Below are 19,994 nucleotides of genomic sequence, written 5' to 3'. Positions count from 1 at the left end.
AAACAGACAAGGAGAACAGAATGGAATTCAAGCAGGAATTGGAAACCGGCTCTTTTAAGATGATCGGAAGCACAGAAAACTCCCTTAAGATCAAGGAAGTTGCTGAAAAATGCCGCCTGGTCAAGACAGACAACGGTGTCAAAGTAGAAATGGCTTATACTGGTCCAAACGCCAGCAAATATATTCAGTATGTCGAGAAACACAGAGAGGATCTCACTAAGTTCCTTATGAACCCGGATGAGGCTGATCTCTACGAGTGGATGGATGCATCTCACCAGACTCCTACAACACTTAAAAAGCACGAGAAAGAAAAGCTCATCCTCTATGTAAACTTCGATCCTGAAACCCGTATCATTATGACAGGTATCGCTGATGAGAACGTTACAATGAAGCTTGGTGCTCCTCTTATGGAGGTAAACATCGACCAGCTCAACCGTAATGAATTTAAGCTCAGGATCTACGATATGCTCCTTCTTGCAGATGAGATTGCTGTAAGCATGGGCAATGTTGATCTTCGCAAGATGGCCAACATCCAGATCGTTAAGACTTATCTCACAGAGATCTATGACAAGTATCACGAGAATCCATAATAAATTCAGGCAAATAATAATCCGAAGAGTTTAAAACTCTTCGGATTTTCTTTTTTAATCTATTTCTTTTGCAACAAAAAGTGTTCCAACCTTTTTCTTTTCAATAACATCGTAGAGTTTCTCAGGATTCTTGCCGTTGGTAACAAGAACATCTATGCCATGGGATGTGGCAAGTTCAGCCGCTTCCAGCTTGGTGATCATTCCACCAGTTCCCCTGTTTGACCCGGATCCGGAAGCAAGGCTCTTAAGCTCCTCAGTTATCTCCTCTACTCTGCTGATAACCTTGGCGTTTTTATCTGTCTTGGGATTACCATCATAGAGCCCGTCAATATCTGAGAAGATAATAAGCTTACATGCATTGCAGAACACTGCAACAACAGCTGATAACATGTCGTTATCGGAAAAGAGCTTTTTCTCAGATTCAATCTCTGCATGGCTGACTGAGTCATTCTCATTGACAATAGGGATAATGTGGTTCTCCAAAAGAGCATCAAATGTGTTCTTGAGGTTCTCACTCCTGACAGGATCAGTGATATCTCCATTATCAAGAAGGATCTGTCCTACCATTCTGCCATATTCACCAAAGAACTTATCATAAAGATGCATGAGCTCAGTCTGTCCAACAGCTGCAGCTGCCTGTTTCATCCTTATTTCCTTGGGTTTCTGGGCAAGGCGCATCTTGCATGCACCAACTGCAATAGCTCCAGAAGATACCAGCACCAGATCATATCCAAGATTCTCTACACCAGCAAGGGCTCTGCACAGGTGGTCCAGGGCTCTGATATCGATATTTCCTTCTTCATTTGTAATGGTTGATGTACCAACCTTAACTACAATTCTCTTCTTACTAACCGCCATATTTTTAACCTCAAAGTCTAAGATAATACAACTAGTTCATATTGTCTACTGCAGAATATGTAGGAATAAAGCTTCCGCTTCCGTTAATCTTAAAGTAACTTCTGAAAATTCTGTCAAGTGCTGTCTTAACGCCTTCCTTGTCAGCTCCAAGGAAGATCACAAGAAACTGGCTCTTACCAAATCTGGTGAGGACATCCACATCTCTGATGGTCTGCCTTATGGACTGCTCCATGTTATACATTGATCTGTCCAGTTCCTCTGTACTGTATGCCACATCATCAGAAGGATTTAAGGATATCATGATGAGTCTGAAGGAATAGTCAAAGCGCTGCTCAAGATTAGTTACAAACTCATAGAGCTTGGCAAACTCTCTGTATTCCACATTCATGGCACCAACGTAGCTGCCACTGTTTTTTATACTGTCAACAAGCCTGCTCAGGTCAATAGTTTCAAGTGCAGTAGTTTCAAGTTCCTCATTATAAAAATCAAAGCTGCTCTTTCCATTCTGTTTTACATGATAAAGAGCTTTATCAGCCTTATTGTAGACATCAGTATAAGAATCCCTTGGACTGCACATAACAAGTCCAGCCGAGATAGAGGCTATTGAGATTCTTGAATCGTCCTTCTTATTATCCTCAAAGTCATTGATGATCTTGATCATGCGCTTGCCTGCTTCTATTTCAGAAGTATTCCTAAGGAAAATAAGGAACTCATCTCCTCCAAGTCTGCAGCACATACAGTCCTTGCTGTTTTCTGTGAGGGTATTTCCCATTATGTGAAGTATCTTATCGCCTGCTTCATGACCATAGGTATCATTTATCTTCTTCAGATTATCAACGTCCATAAATACCAGGCAGCCACTCTCCTGCTTCATAGCTCTGGCAATGGCTTTCTCGCCGGCATTTCTGCTCATGATGCCGGTAGTTATATCTATCTCATCCTTGGACCCTTGAGTAACAAAAGTCTCAACAACCTCCTGAAGAAGCGCTGTGGAAGCTTCTGTTTCAGAGGCATCTCCTTCTCTTGAGCTGTAAGTATCCCTGATCTCGTCTAGCTCTCCACTGTTCCAGAGCATAATAAATGCATCTGTAAATTCAGGGTCAAACTGCTTGCCCTTACCCTTTTCAAGCTCACTACGAATATAGTCTCTATTGCAGGATCTTCTGTATACTCTGTCAGAGCTCATAGCATCAAAAGCATCTGCTATAGCTACTATCCTGGCTTCCTCTGATATCTCTTTTCCCTTAAGGCCATCAGGATAGCCCTTACCATCGTATCTCTCGTGATGACTTCCTGCCACATCGTCTGCCATCTTGATGATTGTCCTGTCCTTTAGCATCTCCCTGCCAATGGATGTATGTGATTTAATAATGTTAAATTCAATGTCTGTAAGCATCCTTGGGTTATTTAGAATTGAATCCGGAATACCAATCTTGCCTATATCATGAAGAAGTGCTGCATACTTAAGATCTGCGATCCTATCTTCATCCCAGCCAAGACTCGTAGCCAGTTTTTCAGAATAGAGGCTTACACGGGCAGAATGTCCTTTTGTATATGGGTCCTTGGCATCAATGGCATTGGCAAGAGTATGAATGGTCTGAAGAGAAAGCTGCTCGATCTTAAGGCTCTGCTGCTTAACAACAGCTGTCTGCCTCTCTACTTCCTCTGATAGTCTGCTGGCATGATCGATCTCAAAAAGAGCTGTCCTGTGATACTGTATCATGGCCATGCATGTAAAAATAGAAATCCCCGCATATACGATAGGGAATCTTGTGATAAACATGTGGTTATAGAACTCTGTGTAACGCTCTCCAAGAGGGCTGTATAAAACAGCAGAGATCAAAAGCGTGAAGTATACAGAAAGATAAATGCCATATTTAACACTTACAAAATAACAGACTCCCAGGGGCACAAATAAAGACCACATAATCGCTGAGCCTTCTCCTGCTGCGGTAAGTACATATGTTGTTATAAAGAAAATGCAAAAAAGTGTTGGGAATTTGATGGCAAGCTCACGGTTCTTAAGTACGTGGGTACATATACCGCAGCCAACGCCTGCCAGAAATGTTGAAAATGATGCAAAAAGAAGTGGATAGTTATGACTTGAAATATCAAAAGAGACCAGGATAAGTCCCAGTATAGCAGATACAATACTAGCAAAGGTCAGAGCCCTCATGTTGGATTCATACCTGGGTCCCACGTAGATAGACCTGTTTAAGGCTCCCCATATTTCTTTTATACAGTGAAATAATTTTCTCATATACAATATTTAACGAACATATACCCACAATACACCCTCGTGGATAGTATGTTCGTCGTCCATAGTCTTATAGTGGATTAGAGGGGAGTCGAACCCCTGTCCAAAAATTCATCCCCTGTCCTTCTACTATCATAGTCAATTATTCTGGAATTCTGCATTCCTGTTCCATCACGCCCTCAGTAATTGACAACCAAAGATGATCTGTAGCCCCTTATACGACCATAGCCTCGAGGCACTTGCCATGTCGTTTCCTACAAGTTTTGACGCGGATTGCTGAATATGTAGGTGTACTCAGGTCCACGAGCCGCCATTAGGCAGCAAATGCTAATTCGTTGTTAGCGTTTATGTTTAATTTGAGGTTTAACGCACCGTCCTGCGGATAGCTTCTCCAGCTTCAAAATCCCTGTCGAAACCTTTACTAACCCTTATTTAATTTGCTTACTCAGTATATCGGTAATTGAAATAGAAATCAATAACCTTCTGGTTTAGTGTCTTGCAGTTCTTAAAGTAAAGAACTCATTGAGCTTTTCAAGGAGCTCGTCTTTCTCAATATTCTTAAGGAAATATCCTTCCGGTTTAAGTGCAACAACCGCAAGAACGCTCTCCTTATCACTCTTACCTGTAAGGAACATTACAGGAATTGACTTGGTCTCATCATCAGCCCTTAGCATTTCAAGAACCTGAGGACCTGTTGTAACTGGCATCTCGTGATCAAGAAGAATAAGATCAGCCTTGTTTTTGCCAAGCCATTTAATTGCCTGAAGTCCTGACGTAACAACAGAAACTTTATATGTATCCTTAAGCCACTCTCTTACAAGTCCAAGATAATTAGGATCATCGTCACACACAAGGATGCTCTTCTTAAATTCATCCATGGAGCTTCTCTTAAAGAATTCCTTGGCGATAGACATGAACTGTTCATTATCAAGTGGTCTTGGAAGTATCTCGTAGATAACATCCCCTGGAAGAGTCTCGCATACAAGCTTGGTATCTGCAGGATCCCCAATAAGGATGAGTTTCTTTTGCTTGTCATGAAGTGTATCTGACAAGAATCTTAATATACTGATATCTATGACCTCTCCGGAGTCCATATAATATACAGCAATATCAGCACTATCAATATTCTTGTTGATGGCATTTACCGTGTTTTGAACATAAAAAGCATGCATTCTGCCATCAAGTATCTTTTTCACAAGAACTTTGATAAAAAACGATTCCTTTTGACCAATTACCATTACTGAATTTGAAGTCATACACTTACGTCCTCCAGAAGGTGACTTAGATTACTACTTCTATTGTAACAGCTTTTCTACGCCATCCCAATCAAATTGTATCAGTTTTCTGTTAATAGTTTCAATTAGTTCTTCGTCTTTTTTAGATAATATGTAGGTTCCAAGTTCATCTATTATCATTCTGAGGGCATCTACATCCATCTGTGCTGCAAAAGCCTTGATGGCTTCATAGGCATCAGAGAGCGCATCATCAGATATAGGCTCTTTCTTGATGATCTCCATCTCCTTCGGCAAACGAGACAGCTTATCTTTATAGCTTCGATAGAGATCAAGAAGCTCATTAATATGGGCGTCAAAGGTCTTTGTATCCCCCTTGCAGCCAGCTTCTTCCATTCTTTCAGCAAGCTCAGACAGTTTCCTTGCTCCGATTATCCTTGCTGAACTCTTAAGGGCATGAACCTTCATAGTGCAGAAATCCATATCCTTATTATTGTAGGAGTCTTCTATCTCTTTTGCCTTGTCATCCAGAGTACAGGTGAAGGTCCTTAGAAACTTAAGGTAAGCCTCCTCGGAACCCGTGTACCGGATGCCATCTGAAACCACTACTCCTTTAAGCTGATTTAACCATAAATCCTGATCTTTAGGCATTATTACAGTAATATCCTCCAAAAGCTCAATTTCTATTTAAATCTCTGCTTAAACTCTTTTTCTGCTTCTCTTTGCTGGTCCTTCTTGGCCATATCTGCTCTCTTGTCATAGAGCTTTTTACCTTTGGCAAGGCCAATCTCAATCTTGACCTTTCCATTTCTAAAGTACACCTCAAGTGGTACCAGTGTATAGCCCTGAACCATTTTCTGCTGCTCAAGCTTTCTGATCTCCGCCTTGTGAAGAAGAAGCTTCTTTACTCTTAATGGATCCTTGTTAAATATGTTGCCCTTTTCATAGGGGCTGATGTTCATGCCCATGATGAAGGCTTCACCCTTGTCTATGCTGATCCAGGACTCCTTGATACTGCATTTTCCCTGGCGCATTGACTTAACTTCTGTTCCAAAAAGCTCTATTCCAGCCTCGTACTTTTCTTCAATGAAATAGTCGTGATATGCTTTTTTGTTATTTGCTATTAACTTTCTTGCCTGTGCTTCTTGTGCCATTATTCGTTATCTCTTTTTCCTGCCCTTTCCCTGGGCACTTCTTGCTGCCTTACTGGTGGCTGATTTTTTATATTTGTGTACCTTGTACACCTTCCTGGTAGATTTCTTCTTTTCTTCCTTTTTTCTGGAAGAAGGCTTAGACCCGGCAGAGCCTTTTGTCCTTCTGACAGGACCATCATCCAAAGAAGCTGCTGAGAGCTTTCGTACCTTACTTGCTCTCTTTTCTACAACTCTTCTTGCCTCAGAATACTCCACATAGTCATCTGCGTCATCTTCAGGATTATCACTTGCAAGCTTAAAATCTATAGTCTTGGTGAGTCTGTCAGCTCCAACGACCCTGATCATGACCTTCTGTCCGATGGTGAACTCCTTGTGATATCTCTCTCCAACAAGCTTAAGAGATGTTTCATCAAATACATAGAAGTCATCTTCCATGGAAGCTGCTCTTACCATTCCCTCGCAGCTGTTTTCAAGTTCTACAAAGAATCCGAACTGGGTAACACCGGATACTATACCTTCAAAGCGCTCTCCCACATGGTTTTCCATAAACTGGGCTTTCTTAAGTTTGTCTGTTTCTCTCTCAGCCTCTTCTGCACGCCTCTCGGTTTCAGATGAGTGCTTGGCTACCTCGTCCAGGATCTCACTGTAATGAGATGCTTTGGCCTCTGTCATCCTGCCCCTTAGATAATCCTTGATGATCCTGTGGATCTGAAGATCAGGATATCTTCTGATAGGAGATGTGAAGTGACAATAGTAATCAAAGGCAAGTCCAAAGTGACCTGTGCACTCTGTGCTGTACTTGGCCTGCATCATGCTGCGAAGAGCCATCCTGCTGATCACAGGTTCTTCCTTGGTGCCTTCAATAGTCTTAAGGAGCTTCTGAAGCTCTTTTGGCCTTACACCCTCATCCTTACGGGTTTTGATATGGTGCCCGAAGTTACTTACAAATGATGAAAGAGAAGCAATCTTCTCCGGATCTGGCTGCTCGTGAATTCTGTATACGAAAGGACTTTGCATGAAGTAAAAATGCTCAGCCACTGTCTGATTGGCTGCCAGCATAAAGTCCTCGATAAGCTTCGTAGCTGTATTTCTCTCGTGAGGAACTATATCTACAGGATTTCCTTCCTTGTCCAGAATGATCTTGGACTCAGGGAAATCAAAATCTATAGCGCCCTTCTTTTCTCTCTTTGCTCTAAGGATATGAGAAAGCTCAGCCATCTGTTCAAACATAGGAACGAGGTCCTTGTAGCGCTCAATGGTCTCCTCATCCTTGTCCTCTAAGATTTTGGCAACATCTGTATAGGACATACGCTCGTTGACATTTATCACGGATTCGCATATGTCATGGTCAAGAAGACCTCCGTTTTTATCAAAAGTCATAAGACAGCTAAGAGCAAGTCTGTCCTCTCCGTGATTAAGTGAACAGATTCCGTTTGAGAGTCTGTGAGGAAGCATGGGAATAACCCTGTCTACCAGATATACACTGGTGCCCCTCTTTAGTGCCTCTCTGTCAAGGGCAGAGCTCTCCTGTACATAGTTGGTAACATCTGCGATGTGTACACCCAGATGGTAATTGCCTTCTTCATCTATGTGGAGACTGACTGCATCGTCAAGGTCCTTGGCATCCTCTCCGTCAATGGTGACCATTGTGACATCCCTAAGGTCCTGTCTGCCATACATATCAGCTTCACTTACTATATCAGGGCATCTGTTGGCCTGGTTTATTACCTTCTCAGGAAATTCATAGGGGATACCAAAGCCCATTACTATGGATAATATATCTACTCCAGGATCATTGATGTTGCCAATTACTTCCTTGACCTTGCCCTCAGGCTTACGGCGTTTTATGGGATCGCCATAATCAGTTATCTTAACAACAACCTTATCTCCAGTGACCGCAGCGCCGTGAAACTCAATAGGAATAAAGATATCGTTCTGGATCTTGTTGTTATCCGGGATCACAAAACCAAAGTTCTGCTCACCCTGGTAGGTTCCAACAATCTCTTCAATACCCCTTACCAGGATATTTCTGATCCTGCCCTCCTGGCGCTTGCCAGTGCTGTCTGGAAGAAGTTCAACCTCTACAGTATCAGTGTGAAAAGCTCCGTGAACATACTCCTCCGGGATAAAGATATCCTCATCCCAGCCTTCAACCTCCACAAAGCCAAAGCCTCTGGCGTTGCTGACAAACTGCCCGGTTATGTAGTTTTTTCTCTTGTCTTTGCCAAAAAGCTGTTCATCCATGCGCTTCAGGCTCTTATTTTTACTCATATTATTATCATACCATAAAAAAATAAAGGCACCCTAACCTTGTAGTAGAGTGCCCAGAAAAGTTAATGTAATTGGAATACTTAATTAGAAAATACCCATATTAAGAACGATACCAAAAACAATGAAAAGAACTGACAGAACAACTGTCACCTTCTTAAGGACGCCTTCTCTTGAACGGCCCTTGTTCTTGCCCCAGTATGTGTTCTCAACTGTTCCCTGAATAGCACCAAGTCCCTGGTTCTTGCCTTCCTGTGCAAGTACAAGTGTGCACAGTGCGATGCAAACTATAATAAATACTACTCCAAATACGTAATCTAAAACGCTCACGAAAAAACCTCCAAAAAAGTTCAATGAATTCTAAAACACGCAAAATTTACTATAGCACATTCAGGGCTAATTAGTCAATTATTTCTTAATAAGAAGACTCTTTCCTGTCATCTCAGCTGGCTGCTGCTCTCCCATGCACTCGATAAGTGTAGGAATGATGTCTGCAAGGCATCCGCCCTCACGAAGTGTGTATGCAGGGTCATAGTTAACAAGTATAAATGGAACAGGGTTTGTTGTATGAGCTGTCCAAGGCTCTCCTGTCTCATAGTCGATCATCATATCAGCATTACCGTGGTCAGCACAGATGAACAGTGTTCCGTTAACGGCCTTAACAGCCTCAACGATCTTACCAACACACTCATCAACAACCTCGATAGCCTTAACAGCTGCAGGGATAACACCTGTGTGTCCAACCATGTCTGGGTTAGCGAAGTTAGCTACAACAACGTCATACTTCTGAGAGTTGATAGCATCAAGAATCTTCTCGCAAACCTCTGGAGCGCTCATCTGAGGCTTAAGGTCATAGGTAGGAACATCCTTAGGGCTGTTTACTAGAACTCTGTCCTCTCCCTCGTTAGGCTGCTCAACACCGCCGTTGAAGAAGAATGTTACGTGTGCATATTTCTCAGTCTCAGCGATACGAGCCTGCTTGAGTCCCTTGTTTGCAAGCCACTCACCAAAGGTGTTGTTAAGAAGAACCTTCTTAAATGCAACCTCCTTGTTAGGGATAAGTGGATCGTAATCTGTGAAGCATACGTATGTTACATCGAGGCGCTTACCTCTGTTAAACTTATCAAAATCATCATCGCAGAAGCAATGTGTGATCTCTCTTGCTCTGTCAGGACGGAAGTTGTAGAAGATAATTGAATCGCCGTCCTTGATTGTTGCTACAGGAGCACCATTCTTCATGATAACTGTAGGAACAACGAACTCGTCTGTCTTGCCATCCTTGTATGTGTTAACCATGCACTCGTGAGCAGAATTAGCCTTGTTGCCCTCGCCCTTAGTAAGAGCATTGTATGCGATCTCTACTCTGTCATAGTTGTTATCTCTGTCCATAGCGTAGTAACGGCCAGAAATTGAAGCAACTTCACCGATGCCAAGTTCCTTCATCTTGTCCTCAAGCTGCTGGACGAAGTCGATACCACTCTCAGGTGGTGTGTCTCTTCCATCGAGGAAGCAGTGAACATATACCTTCTTAAGGCCGTTCTTTTTAGCAAGCTCTAAAAGTCCATAGATGTGTGTGATGTGGCTGTGAACGCCTCCGTCAGAAACAAGACCATACATATGAAGTGCAGAGTCTTTTTCCTTGCAGTTATTGATAGCTGCCATAAGGCCTTCATTAGTAAAGAAATCTCCGTCCTCAATTGACTTGGTGATTCTTGTAAGCTCCTGGTATACGATACGGCCAGCTCCCATGTTCATATGGCCAACCTCTGAGTTACCCATCTGTCCATCTGGAAGTCCTACTGCAAGACCTGAAGCATAACCCTTTACGAAAGGATAATCTCTCTCAAGAGCATCCATAACTGGTGTGTTAGCCATTGCAATTGCATTAGCCTCTGGATTCTCATTGATTCCATATCCGTCAAGTATTAAAAGAACTGTAGGTTTTGAACCTCTCATTATTTATATCCTCCATTCCAAGCTATAAGCTCAAAAAACATTATTACAATTTCCTTGCATAGTATATCTCATAGTCAGGTTAAATGACAAGCATTTAACAAAACCTTAATAATTAGTTGTTGTAAAGGTAATATGCACTATAACTGATGGAATCAAGCTCCCCATTATCAAGTACCTGAGCGTCAAGATCATAGATATAAAGACCTGCGCCATTCTCCATAGGGATGACCTTATCAATAACCTCTCTCTTTTTATCAGACCCAGCATTGTCCTGAGAAAGTTTCTTAAGTTCTGTAATTGTCTCCTCGAGATCCACATAGCCAAGACTCTTAGTCTTGTCATAGTCCTGATATACAGGCACTTTACCTGGATCTACTGATTTGTTGTAAATTGATACTTCAGCCACTTTAAAGAATTTATAAGCTGATACATCTACTACCGGGTCACTGTTATATACGGAAATCGATGTCTGATCCTCTTTAATGGAATCAAAGTTACTGCCGGTATTTAATGAAATGATCATGTCTTGTGAATACTTCCCCTTAAGCTGCTCAATATATTTCATGCCTTCAAGACTTCCGTCGTTTTTTATCTGATACATGGCTGATCTGGCTGAATTGATCGATATTGACCCCTCTGCTCCGCTCGCATGTTCCTTAAGATAAGCACTGACAACCTTTGCCTGGGAAGCCGTGACAGCACTGTACATATTGATGCCAGGCACCAGGAAATAGATCACAAAGGGAGCAATCAGCATCAGGAAAAGAAATCCCGACACCCCTTTCTTTTTCAGAAGGCACAAAACATAATAGCCCACGTAAATAAGCTCGAACACAATGAGAAGGACTCCTAAGTATCTGCTCTTTGTAAGGCCGTACTGCGCAACTCTCATGGAAAGAGAAATGATCTGAACCACAATAAATGGCGCAAAGACAACCGGGAAATATAACAGATACTTATGAACCGGATCCTCTGTACAGCCCTGTGCAAAAGTCCAGATAAATAATCCCGAAGCAAAGATTCCTGTCATTATGGCAAATGCCTCATTGGATGGCATGCTCCTTAAGACTATTATCTTTACGATATAGATATAAACAATTGCACATGCAAGGGCCACGATCACAGGCAGGACATATCCCATAAGTACCTTGGCAAACTTGGCCATACCGTCTGTGATCTTAGATAGTCCAATGAGAATCCCCGGGAAAAGAAATACTGCCATAATGAGCATCTCTATGATCCAGAAGGTTTCAAAGTCAAACAAAAGAGCCTGGAAAGCATAGATAAGGCAAAGACTTCCAAGCGCCACTACACCATACAAAAATCCTGCTTTGACCACGCCAAGAAAAGCCCTGACACTGTACTGTTCAAGGCTGCGATCCGAGTTCTTATAGAAAAAGTAAATCGCTCCTATTACTGATATCACGATATAAACAAAAAGAAATCTTGTGAGATAAACATGGGTGGTGTATAAGCTTCCGCTCTTATTTACAGACTCTTCATGTTTAAATATAGTCAAATATTCAAAAGTAAAACAGATAAATAAAGAAATGCAGAAATACACAAGATAAGGCAGTGAAGTCTTCACATTAAGCTTATACTGGTCACTACCCCTTTTGATCCTGTACTGATAACACGCTTCAATAGTTACAAGGCATGGAAGCATCAGAAACAGAAAGAAATATAAGAACTCTATCACCTTGCCACTTTTGATATCTTCTGATATACCAGCCAAAAGACAGGCGACAAAACATACGCAAACAGAAATAAGGTGCTCCTTAAGAACTCCCTTTGCAGCACTCTTTAACTTTTGAACCCACAACATAATTATCCCCAGAACACCGTGATCAAAAGCGTTCCATCCTCTACGGTGATCTCTGCCTCCTCATCGATGATAAATTCGTTACTAGTCCCTAGCGGAAAATCACTTGTCAGCGTAGCCCCACTTAAATTGTACATAAGTCCCTTAAGAGTTACGCCTTTTGAAACCTCTGATAACGAAAATACTGACAGCATACCAGTATTTCCTCTGTGGAAATGAATGGTCTCATTTTCAGCCACCATCAGCATGGTGTCTGCATCCATAATATATCCTGTGCCACCATTTCTCTTTATATATAAAAGAGTCTGGATATTGGCAAAGGAATGATCAAACCGCCTTCCTCCAAGGGCCCCATACAGGTAAAACTTTCTGTACCCCTTGGAAAGGCCTATCTTAACGGCCTTAAGCGTGTCTGTATCGTCTTTTTTGACTTCAAGTTTAACTATCCTTGAAGGATCGTGCTGAGCAATCTCTTCAATTCCCCTTAGTACGTCAATCCCCGCCTCAGCTGCTGAATCAAAATCTCCCACTATGAGATCTGGAAGTATTCCAAGCTGCTGAGCATACTTAAATCCAGCATCACATGCTATGCAAAGATCACCTTCGTTAAGATCTATATCTATATTAGGAAAACTGCCTGCAGATATAATGACGCATTTAGGTTCCATAAAAGCTCCGATATTATGCTCTTATTCTTGACTCAATTGTTTCGATATCCATGGTCCACTCGTTCTCGCCGCCCCAGTCACCAACGATAGTCTCGATCTGCTGACCATCCTCTGTAGTAACTGTAGTATCAAGCCTGTAGTTCATCTTAGGAACCTTGGTAGCCTTACCTGATGTGATGTAGCTGCGGAGGTAAGTAACTGAGTACTTGGTATGTGGATAGATGTTACCATCAATAGCTCCAGGCTCATAGGAGATAGAATTTCTCTGAACTCCGTCATCCTCAAAGAAGTTAGCCCAAAGTGTAATAACACCACTAGTAGCAGGATTCTCTTCAAAATCAAGGAATCTGTATGTCCACTGACCATCCTTGTTGTTAAGGATGATAGCCTCTCTGCTGATGGGAACGTAAGTGGTGTTCTCCTGAGGAGTCTCAAGGTCATTGAGGAAAATATCCCTAAGTCCAAGATACTCATCTGAAACAACAAATCCTCTAAGCTCATCCACATTGCCTACATCAAGCTGTTCAAAAATACCACTAAAGATACCTAGAACATCAGATGCGTTGCTGAGGCAGTTTCTCATTGAAGAGATACTGTCGTTGCTTCCCACACTGCTCTCAACGCTTGCAAGGAGTTCATTGTAGCTGCCTGCATCATCCAGAGAAATGGTAAAAGAGTTTTCTCCTGGTGTAGCGTATTTAAGAATGACTTCCTTGAGCTCATCCGTAGGAGCAGCACTGTATATAGCAAGAAGCTCTTTTACAAAAGACTCATAATCCGCGTATGAAAAAGTTGCACTTCCTTCAGTAGAAGTTACACTGTCAGCTCTAAAAAGAGCGTTTACATCGTAGCTGTAAGTATCATCAAATACTCTTGAGTAAGCTGAATCAAGGAGCTGCACTGCGTCGCTGCTGCTGTTGTCCTCTTTGAGTACATCTAAAATTGAAAGAACTGTACTCATATCAGCGTTCTGTTCATTGAGTACGCCAACTGCCTCATTGAGGATCACTGCGTGATAGTTGTCTAAAAGGCCTTCATTCTCAGTTTCTACAAAGCCGTTATAGAGTGTTTCCTTGGCTGATTCATAGTCGTCTATGCTAAGGTAAGCACCAGCCATGTTGCTGTATGCAGTTACGGAGTGCTTGTCTATTTCAATAGCTTCTGAATATGAATCAATAGCTGCCTGGTAATCAGCATCCTGTGTATACTTATCTCCTGCTGCGATTGCCTTATTAACCTTAACCACAGGAAGGTGGTTGTAGATCACATAGCCTGCTGCAACTGCTACAAGTGTTGTTGCTGCAATTATTGCAATCCTCTTAGTATTTACACGGGATCTTCTCCTGCGCTTTTTAAGTTTTACATTACGGCTATAGCTCCTGTCATTATTCCTATAGCTCACAGATCTTGTATTGCTCAATTCTCTTACCCTTTAAAACAAAAAAATAAACTACAAAAGAAGCTATACGCATAAGCTTATAGCCCCTTTTTAAACCAAATACCTGAGATAGTATACCACGAAATCTCCCGTCATTAAAGACAAAAATTGTGGATTGCACAAACATTTTTAATGATTGAAGAAAACCTTGAAAAAACCGCACAAATGCTTATATTCCATAGACATCAGAAGGCAAAAAAATTAGAATAATTTTATGTGAATTTATCCGATGTTTCAGGACAAAAATGTGGAGGTATTTTTCATGAAGATTGCTCTTATCAATGAGAACAGCCAGGCTGCTAAAAACGAGATGATCTACAAAGCTCTTAAAAAGGTAGCAGACCAGCACGGCTTTGAAGTATTTAACTACGGTATGTACTCTGCTGAAGACGAGGCACAGCTTACATACGTTCAGAACGGCATTCTTGCCTGTGTACTTCTTAATTCAGGCGCTGCAGACTACGTTGTAACAGGCTGCGGAACCGGTGAAGGCGCTATGCTCGCATGCAACAGCTTCCCAGGAGTTATCTGCGGACATGTAACAGATCCACTTGACGCTTATACATTTGCTCAGGTCAATGATGGAAACGCCATCTCCATGAACTTTGCTCTTAAGTCAGGCTGGGGCGCAGAACTCAATCTTGAGTACAGCTTTGAGAAGCTCTTTAGCGAAGAGTCAGGTCAGGGATATCCAAGAGAAAGAGCTGTTCCAGAGCAGCGCAACAAAAAGATCCTTGATGCAGTAAGAGAAAAGACTCTTGTGCAGGACGTTCCAACCATCTTAAAGAGCCTGGATCAGGACCTTGTAAAGGGTGCATTCTCAGGTGCTCACTTCCTTGAGTACTTCGATGCTAACTGCAAGGATGATGCCATCAAGGCTTGTGTACATGAGATCCTTGGTGCCTGATATTTTTCGTAAAATCTAATAGACCCACTTGCCATGTTCCATTTATGGCACTAAAAAAGCACATCCCCATTTGGAGATGTGCTTTTAATTTACTTATTATTTGCAAAGCGCACATGTATCTCTTGCAATAGCAAGCTCTTCATTGGTAGGAACTACCATTAGTGTAACCTTGCTGTCAGCTCCGGAGATGATCTGCTCTTTTCCACGAACCTTGTTTGCCTCAAGATCAAGAGTTGCTCCAAGGAATGTAAGGCGCTCACAGATGAGTTTTCTAACAAATCCGCTGTTCTCGCCAACACCTGCTGTGAAGCAGATTGCATCAACACCGCCCATTGCTGCTACATAAGATCCAATGTACTTAAGAACTCTGTAAGCAAAAGCATCTACTGCTCTCTTAGCTTCAGCATTGCCATTTACATATCCGTCCTCAAGGTCTCTGAAGTCTGATGAAAGCTCATCAGAAAGTCCAAATACACCTGACTTCTTGTTGAGGAGGTTAGTTACATCAGCTACTGTAGAATTCTCTTTCTTCATGATGAACTCTACTACAGAAGGATCGATATCACCGGTTCTTGTTCCCATGATAAGTCCCTCAAGAGGAGTAAGACCCATTGATGTATCTACGCACTTGCCACCATCAACAGCTGAAACAGAAGCACCGTTACCAAGATGACAAACAACAATCTTAAGGTCCTTAGGGTCCTTGCCAAGGATCTCTGCTGCTCTCTTGCTTACATAAGAGTGGCTTGTTCCGTGGAAGCCGTATCTTCTGATGCCGTACTTCTCATAGTATGAATGTGGAAGGCCGTAAAGGTAAGCCTCCTCAGGCATTGTCTGATGGAATGCTGTATCAAATACTGCAACCATAGGAACTCCTGGCATAGCCTTCTGACATGCTCTGATTCCAATAAGGTTAGCTGGGTTGTGAAGAGGTGCAAGATCTGAAACTTCTTCGATAGCCTTGATAACCTCATCATTGATAACTACTGACTTAGTGAATTTCTCACCGCCGTGAACAATACGATGTCCAACAGCTCCAATCTCATCGAGAGATACTACACCGTCTTCCTTGTTGGTAAGAGCCTCAATAACAAGCTCGATTGCTCTGTTGTGGTCTGGCATAGGAGTAACCTTGGTGATCTTGTCCTTGCCTTCTGGAGTGTAAACGATCTGGCTTCCGTCAATACCGATTCTCTCACAGAGTCCCTTGCAAATTACAGCCTCTGTATCAGAATCGATAAGCTGGAATTTAAGGGATGAACTTCCACAGTTAATAACTAATACTTTCATATGTAACCTTCTTTCCCATTTTTTACGTAAAATCTTTCATGTCTATGATACTTATATTATAATTTAATAACAAGGAAAAAATTGTACAAAAGGTGCGTAATAATGAAAACTATCGGTATAATTGCTGAATTTAACCCCTTTCACAACGGACATAAATATCTGATCGATAAGTGCAAAAAGGATCTTCACGCAGACAGAGTTATCGTGGTAATGAGTGGAGATTATGTTCAGAGAGGAGCACCTGCAATAATAGACAAATTCACAAGGACCATCTGCGCTCTCAATCACGGAGCAGATCTTGTTCTTGAGCTCCCCATCTACTACAGCCTTGGAAGCGCTGAGTATTTTGCAAAAGGCGCTATATCTATTCTCTCCGGTCTTGGCTGCGTAGATTATCTCTGCTTTGGAAGCGAATTCCCGGATGTTGAAAAGCTTTACGAAATAGCTGATATCATTCAGGAAGAGCCTGCTCTTTACAAGGAAGTGCTCAGCGCTTCAGTTAAAGAGGGGGAGTCATTTCCTGCGGCCAGAGCCAAGGCTTTAGATGCACAGCTTAAAGAGTCATCCAAAAACTACAACTCTTCAGAATACGAAAAACTCTTGTCAGCCCCAAACACCATCCTCGCTATCGAATACCTAAGGGCTCTTAAGAAAAAGAATCAGTTCATTAAGCCATATGTTATCCAGAGAGTCGGAAGACCGTTCCACAGCGAAGAACTTGGAAGTATTCCTTCTGCAGCCGGCATTAGAGCAAGGCTTTTATCAGGTATTGGCGACAGAGTAAAACTCAATGCGCCATTTATTCTTGACGGTGTCATGCCTACTTCTGCCATTGAATCAATCTCTGGATATGAAGGAAGATTCATGCAAAACAACGACTATTCTTCCCTTCTTACATACAAGCTTTTACTTGAAAGAAATGAAGGTTACACCAAATATCTCGATGTTACAAGGGACATATCAAACAGGATCCAGAGTAATCTCGAGTATAATGATGGCTTTAGCTCATTCTGTAATCATTTAAAGACCAAAAACCTTGTCCATACCAGGATCAGCAGATGCCTTATGCACATCCTATTAAACATCACAGAAGAAAACATGAAGGCTTACAAGGATGATGAATACACAGCTTATGCGAGAGTTCTAGGCCTGCGAGGCGAGTCATCAGATCTTATAAAGGCAATAAACGAAAACGGATCAATCCCTGTCCTTAGCAGACTTAAGGATGCAGACAAGCTCCTTACTCCTCTCCAGAAGAAACTTCTTGATGAGACTCTTATTGCCAGCCAGATCTACAACAATATCTCCGGAAACGGAATTGGTTCTGAATATAGCCTGAAACAGATAGTTCTGTAGGCATATTTGATTGAAGCACGCCCGTCAACGTGATAACATATATGTATTAACGGATTTCTCGTTTTTACGGAGGAAGTATGGGAATACTCAAACTTGAAAAAGGGCAGATACTTCATAAAGCTGGTACTGATGAAGTAAACTCCATAGAGATCCTTGTTAAGGGATCCTTAAAGATTTCTAACACTAATTCTGATATTACTCTTGGAGTTGGCGGATTTGCAGGCGCAGTTGAAAAGCCTGGAAGTCCCTATATTTATACCTATGAAGCTCTCGAAGAATCTGCAGTCTACTCGTATCCTTACGAATCCCTGGATGATATTCCAAACATTATCAGAAGTAATCCAAAGATAGCTCCTATCCTGGCTTCCACAGCGATCAGCAGTGCAGCCAGTGTTTGTGCTGTTTTTGAAAAAGAATATGACATGGCTCTGGGCGACTATGAACAGCTCATGGCAGACTATGCTGATTACCAGAGCCTTTGCATAAAGGTTGGAGAAACACCTAAGGCTTTCCCTGAAATGGATGAACTGATTGCTCCCGAAAAGCCCAGAAGGATTTCTGATTGGGCCATCGATCTTTGCAACAGCTTAAAAGAAAATGAGGCTGTTCTTAAAAAGAGCTTCTACCCTCTCTCCATGGAAATCGCTGTGGGAATGGTAATGACTTCCTTTGTTATCTACAATGGAATTTCTGAAGATGTTCAGGAGATCAACACCTATAGAAAGACCCTCAAGAAAAAGACAACTGCGTTCCAGCAGACCATGAAGATGATAAGGGCTAAACTTGGCGATCTTGAAAGAGCTGAAGATGGCGGTGAATCTGTCACCACCGTTGTAAATGCTCTTACCACCATCCTTGCTTATTCTGAGGTTCCACCTGAAAAAGCAGCCAAGTTTGAAGAGCAGATCGCTGCATTTAAAGCCAATGAAAACAGATATGACTCTTCAGATGAGGCAAGAGCTCTTAGAAGGAATATTGCAACCTCTTACTATGAGGTCTTCACTCCATGCTTCTTAAAGAGTCTTACTGACGAAGATCTTCCAATTGAACTTAAGATGTTCTTCATGTTTGGCTTTGTAGATGAAGAGCTTGCAGGAGAAAAAAATACTACCATCCTCTACAACATGGCCAAAGCCTACACTCCGGATCCTGATGGCAATGTACTGCTTCTTTATGAGTGGCTTAAAAAGGTATACATGCTTGAAGCTGATCCATCCAAAAATGAATTCGATCAGGACTGGCCAACATACCTTAGGGAACAGAAAACAAGCGGAGCTATCAATCAGCCTCAGATGGATGCAATGATGCACAACCCTCTTCGCAGGCTTGAATTTGAGATCCATAATCTCTTTTCACTTGGAAACAGAATGACCTTCGGAAGGATCTCATCCTTCGTTCCTGTATTTGATTCACAAAATGTCCTTCGTCCTCTTGATATGGCATACCTTACACCAGACAAGGTTAAGGGCTACTTTGACATGATAAGGAGTATCGACTACAGCGTATTCTGCAGGCAGGCTGTTTACTCCAATACCGATATCGGAATCACACAGCTCTTCTATGACGACGACATCACTCCTTACATGATCCTTATGCCAAATGTTGGAAGCAGAGCAAGTCTCTGGCAGGAAATAAACGGTAAAAACAGAAGAACCAAAGCAAGAATGATCGTATCCATCTTCAATACAGAAAACACCGAAGAAGCAATGATAAAGCTCTTTGGCGAATTCAGATGGGAAATGTGCAAGACTGTACAGGGCGTACACTGGAACGACGTTACAGATCCATCTCTTACTTCCATGTACTGCGACTATCTGCAGTTCTTTAAAAAGAACTCTGCCCTGTCTACAGAGAATAAAGAAAAGCTCAGAACAGATCTTAAGAAATTCAGCAACAACTACAAGAATGTATTTATTGCTGATTATCTCTCCTACATTAAATACGAGTCCCAGAGTTCACCAAGGCTCAACAAGGTTGTGCGAGAGATCCTGTTTACCTTCTGTCCATTCTCCAAAGAGATCCGTGAAAGGATCGGAGATAATCCTCAGTACACTGAGCTTATCAACCACTACAACGCCCACATGAGCAATGTAGCAAAGCCTATAGTCAATACAATTGCAAAGCTAAAGAAAGAAGACATTCCTGTACCAGAGGAACTCACAAGACAGATCGAACACCTGAAGAAATAAAAAAAGCCC

The 19,994-nt window shown here is 42.0% G+C and carries 16 protein-coding genes and 1 other RNA gene; 4 read left to right on the top strand and 13 right to left on the bottom strand.

The features are described 5' to 3' along the window. The first annotated feature begins 20 nt into the window (after positions 1 to 20). Positions 21 to 590 carry a hypothetical protein gene (locus tag D6855_RS02790; protein WP_120737792.1) on the top strand — a complete coding sequence of 190 codons (570 nt, stop codon included), beginning with the start codon at positions 21 to 23 and terminating at the stop codon, positions 588 to 590. Between the two features lie 54 nt (positions 591 to 644). Here D6855_RS02790 and proB read toward each other — a convergent pair whose 3' ends face one another. From proB to D6855_RS02730, 12 genes are all read right to left on the bottom strand, one after another. Further along, on the bottom strand, positions 645 to 1,448 hold the full coding sequence (gene proB, locus D6855_RS02785; protein WP_120737790.1) for a glutamate 5-kinase: 804 nt from the start codon (positions 1,446 to 1,448) through the stop codon (positions 645 to 647). 31 nt (positions 1,449 to 1,479) lie between these two features. Next, positions 1,480 to 3,648 (bottom strand): HD domain-containing phosphohydrolase, encoded by a 2,169-nt coding sequence (locus D6855_RS02780; RefSeq protein ID WP_158589451.1) that lies wholly within the window; start codon positions 3,646 to 3,648, stop codon positions 1,480 to 1,482. A 130-nt stretch (positions 3,649 to 3,778) separates the two neighbouring features. Next, positions 3,779 to 4,133: a transfer-messenger RNA gene (ssrA, locus tag D6855_RS02775) on the bottom strand. Between the two features lie 60 nt (positions 4,134 to 4,193). Further along, positions 4,194 to 4,961, bottom strand: coding sequence for a response regulator (locus D6855_RS02770; RefSeq protein ID WP_120737786.1), 768 nt, complete (start codon positions 4,959 to 4,961; stop codon positions 4,194 to 4,196). 39 nt (positions 4,962 to 5,000) lie between these two features. Beyond that, entirely contained in the window at positions 5,001 to 5,588 is a 588-nt protein-coding gene (locus D6855_RS02765; protein WP_120737784.1) for an Hpt domain-containing protein, read from the bottom strand. Between the two features lie 32 nt (positions 5,589 to 5,620). Beyond that, positions 5,621 to 6,091 carry an SsrA-binding protein SmpB gene (gene smpB, locus D6855_RS02760; protein ID WP_120737782.1) on the bottom strand — a complete coding sequence of 157 codons (471 nt, stop codon included), beginning with the start codon at positions 6,089 to 6,091 and terminating at the stop codon, positions 5,621 to 5,623. A 6-nt stretch (positions 6,092 to 6,097) separates the two neighbouring features. After that, entirely contained in the window at positions 6,098 to 8,362 is a 2,265-nt protein-coding gene (gene rnr, locus D6855_RS02755) for a ribonuclease R (protein WP_120737781.1), read from the bottom strand. Positions 8,363 to 8,446: 84 nt separating this feature from the next. Beyond that, a complete protein-coding gene (secG, locus tag D6855_RS02750; protein WP_120737778.1) occupies positions 8,447 to 8,689 on the bottom strand; it encodes a preprotein translocase subunit SecG in 243 nt (80 codons plus the stop codon). 78 nt (positions 8,690 to 8,767) lie between these two features. Next, positions 8,768 to 10,315, bottom strand: coding sequence for a 2,3-bisphosphoglycerate-independent phosphoglycerate mutase (gene gpmI, locus D6855_RS02745; protein WP_120737776.1), 1,548 nt, complete (start codon positions 10,313 to 10,315; stop codon positions 8,768 to 8,770). Between the two features lie 112 nt (positions 10,316 to 10,427). Beyond that, positions 10,428 to 12,140 carry a DUF4153 domain-containing protein gene (locus D6855_RS02740; RefSeq protein ID WP_120737774.1) on the bottom strand — a complete coding sequence of 571 codons (1,713 nt, stop codon included), beginning with the start codon at positions 12,138 to 12,140 and terminating at the stop codon, positions 10,428 to 10,430. 2 nt (positions 12,141 to 12,142) lie between these two features. Continuing rightward, the gene (locus D6855_RS02735) at positions 12,143 to 12,805 is read right to left on the bottom strand and encodes a thiamine diphosphokinase (RefSeq protein ID WP_120737772.1); all 663 of its coding nucleotides are present in this window, start codon (positions 12,803 to 12,805) and stop codon (positions 12,143 to 12,145) included. Between the two features lie 13 nt (positions 12,806 to 12,818). Beyond that, on the bottom strand, positions 12,819 to 14,225 hold the full coding sequence (locus tag D6855_RS02730) for a tetratricopeptide repeat protein (RefSeq protein WP_120737770.1): 1,407 nt from the start codon (positions 14,223 to 14,225) through the stop codon (positions 12,819 to 12,821). Between the two features lie 280 nt (positions 14,226 to 14,505). On the opposite strand from D6855_RS02730, the gene D6855_RS02725 reads away from it, so the two are divergent. After that, a complete protein-coding gene (locus D6855_RS02725; protein ID WP_120737768.1) occupies positions 14,506 to 15,150 on the top strand; it encodes an RpiB/LacA/LacB family sugar-phosphate isomerase in 645 nt (214 codons plus the stop codon). Between the two features lie 96 nt (positions 15,151 to 15,246). Here the strand turns inward: D6855_RS02725 and D6855_RS02720 are convergent, their stop codons facing one another. After that, on the bottom strand, positions 15,247 to 16,440 hold the full coding sequence (locus D6855_RS02720; RefSeq protein WP_120737766.1) for an acetate/propionate family kinase: 1,194 nt from the start codon (positions 16,438 to 16,440) through the stop codon (positions 15,247 to 15,249). A 102-nt stretch (positions 16,441 to 16,542) separates the two neighbouring features. On the opposite strand from D6855_RS02720, the gene D6855_RS02715 reads away from it, so the two are divergent. Next, positions 16,543 to 17,796: a tRNA(Met) cytidine acetate ligase gene (locus tag D6855_RS02715; protein ID WP_120737764.1), complete on the top strand. Its 1,254-nt coding sequence runs from the start codon at positions 16,543 to 16,545 to the stop codon at positions 17,794 to 17,796. 77 nt (positions 17,797 to 17,873) lie between these two features. Continuing rightward, positions 17,874 to 19,985, top strand: coding sequence for a cyclic nucleotide-binding domain-containing protein (locus D6855_RS02710; protein ID WP_120737762.1), 2,112 nt, complete (start codon positions 17,874 to 17,876; stop codon positions 19,983 to 19,985). The last annotated feature ends 9 nt before the right edge of the window (positions 19,986 to 19,994 follow it).

The sequence above is a fragment of the Butyrivibrio sp. CB08 genome (assembly GCF_003625485.1).
Taxonomy (GTDB): Bacteria; Bacillota; Clostridia; order Lachnospirales; family Lachnospiraceae; genus Butyrivibrio.
The sequence above is the reverse complement of the archived record's forward strand: the minus strand, read 5'-3'. Positions and strand labels throughout refer to the sequence as shown.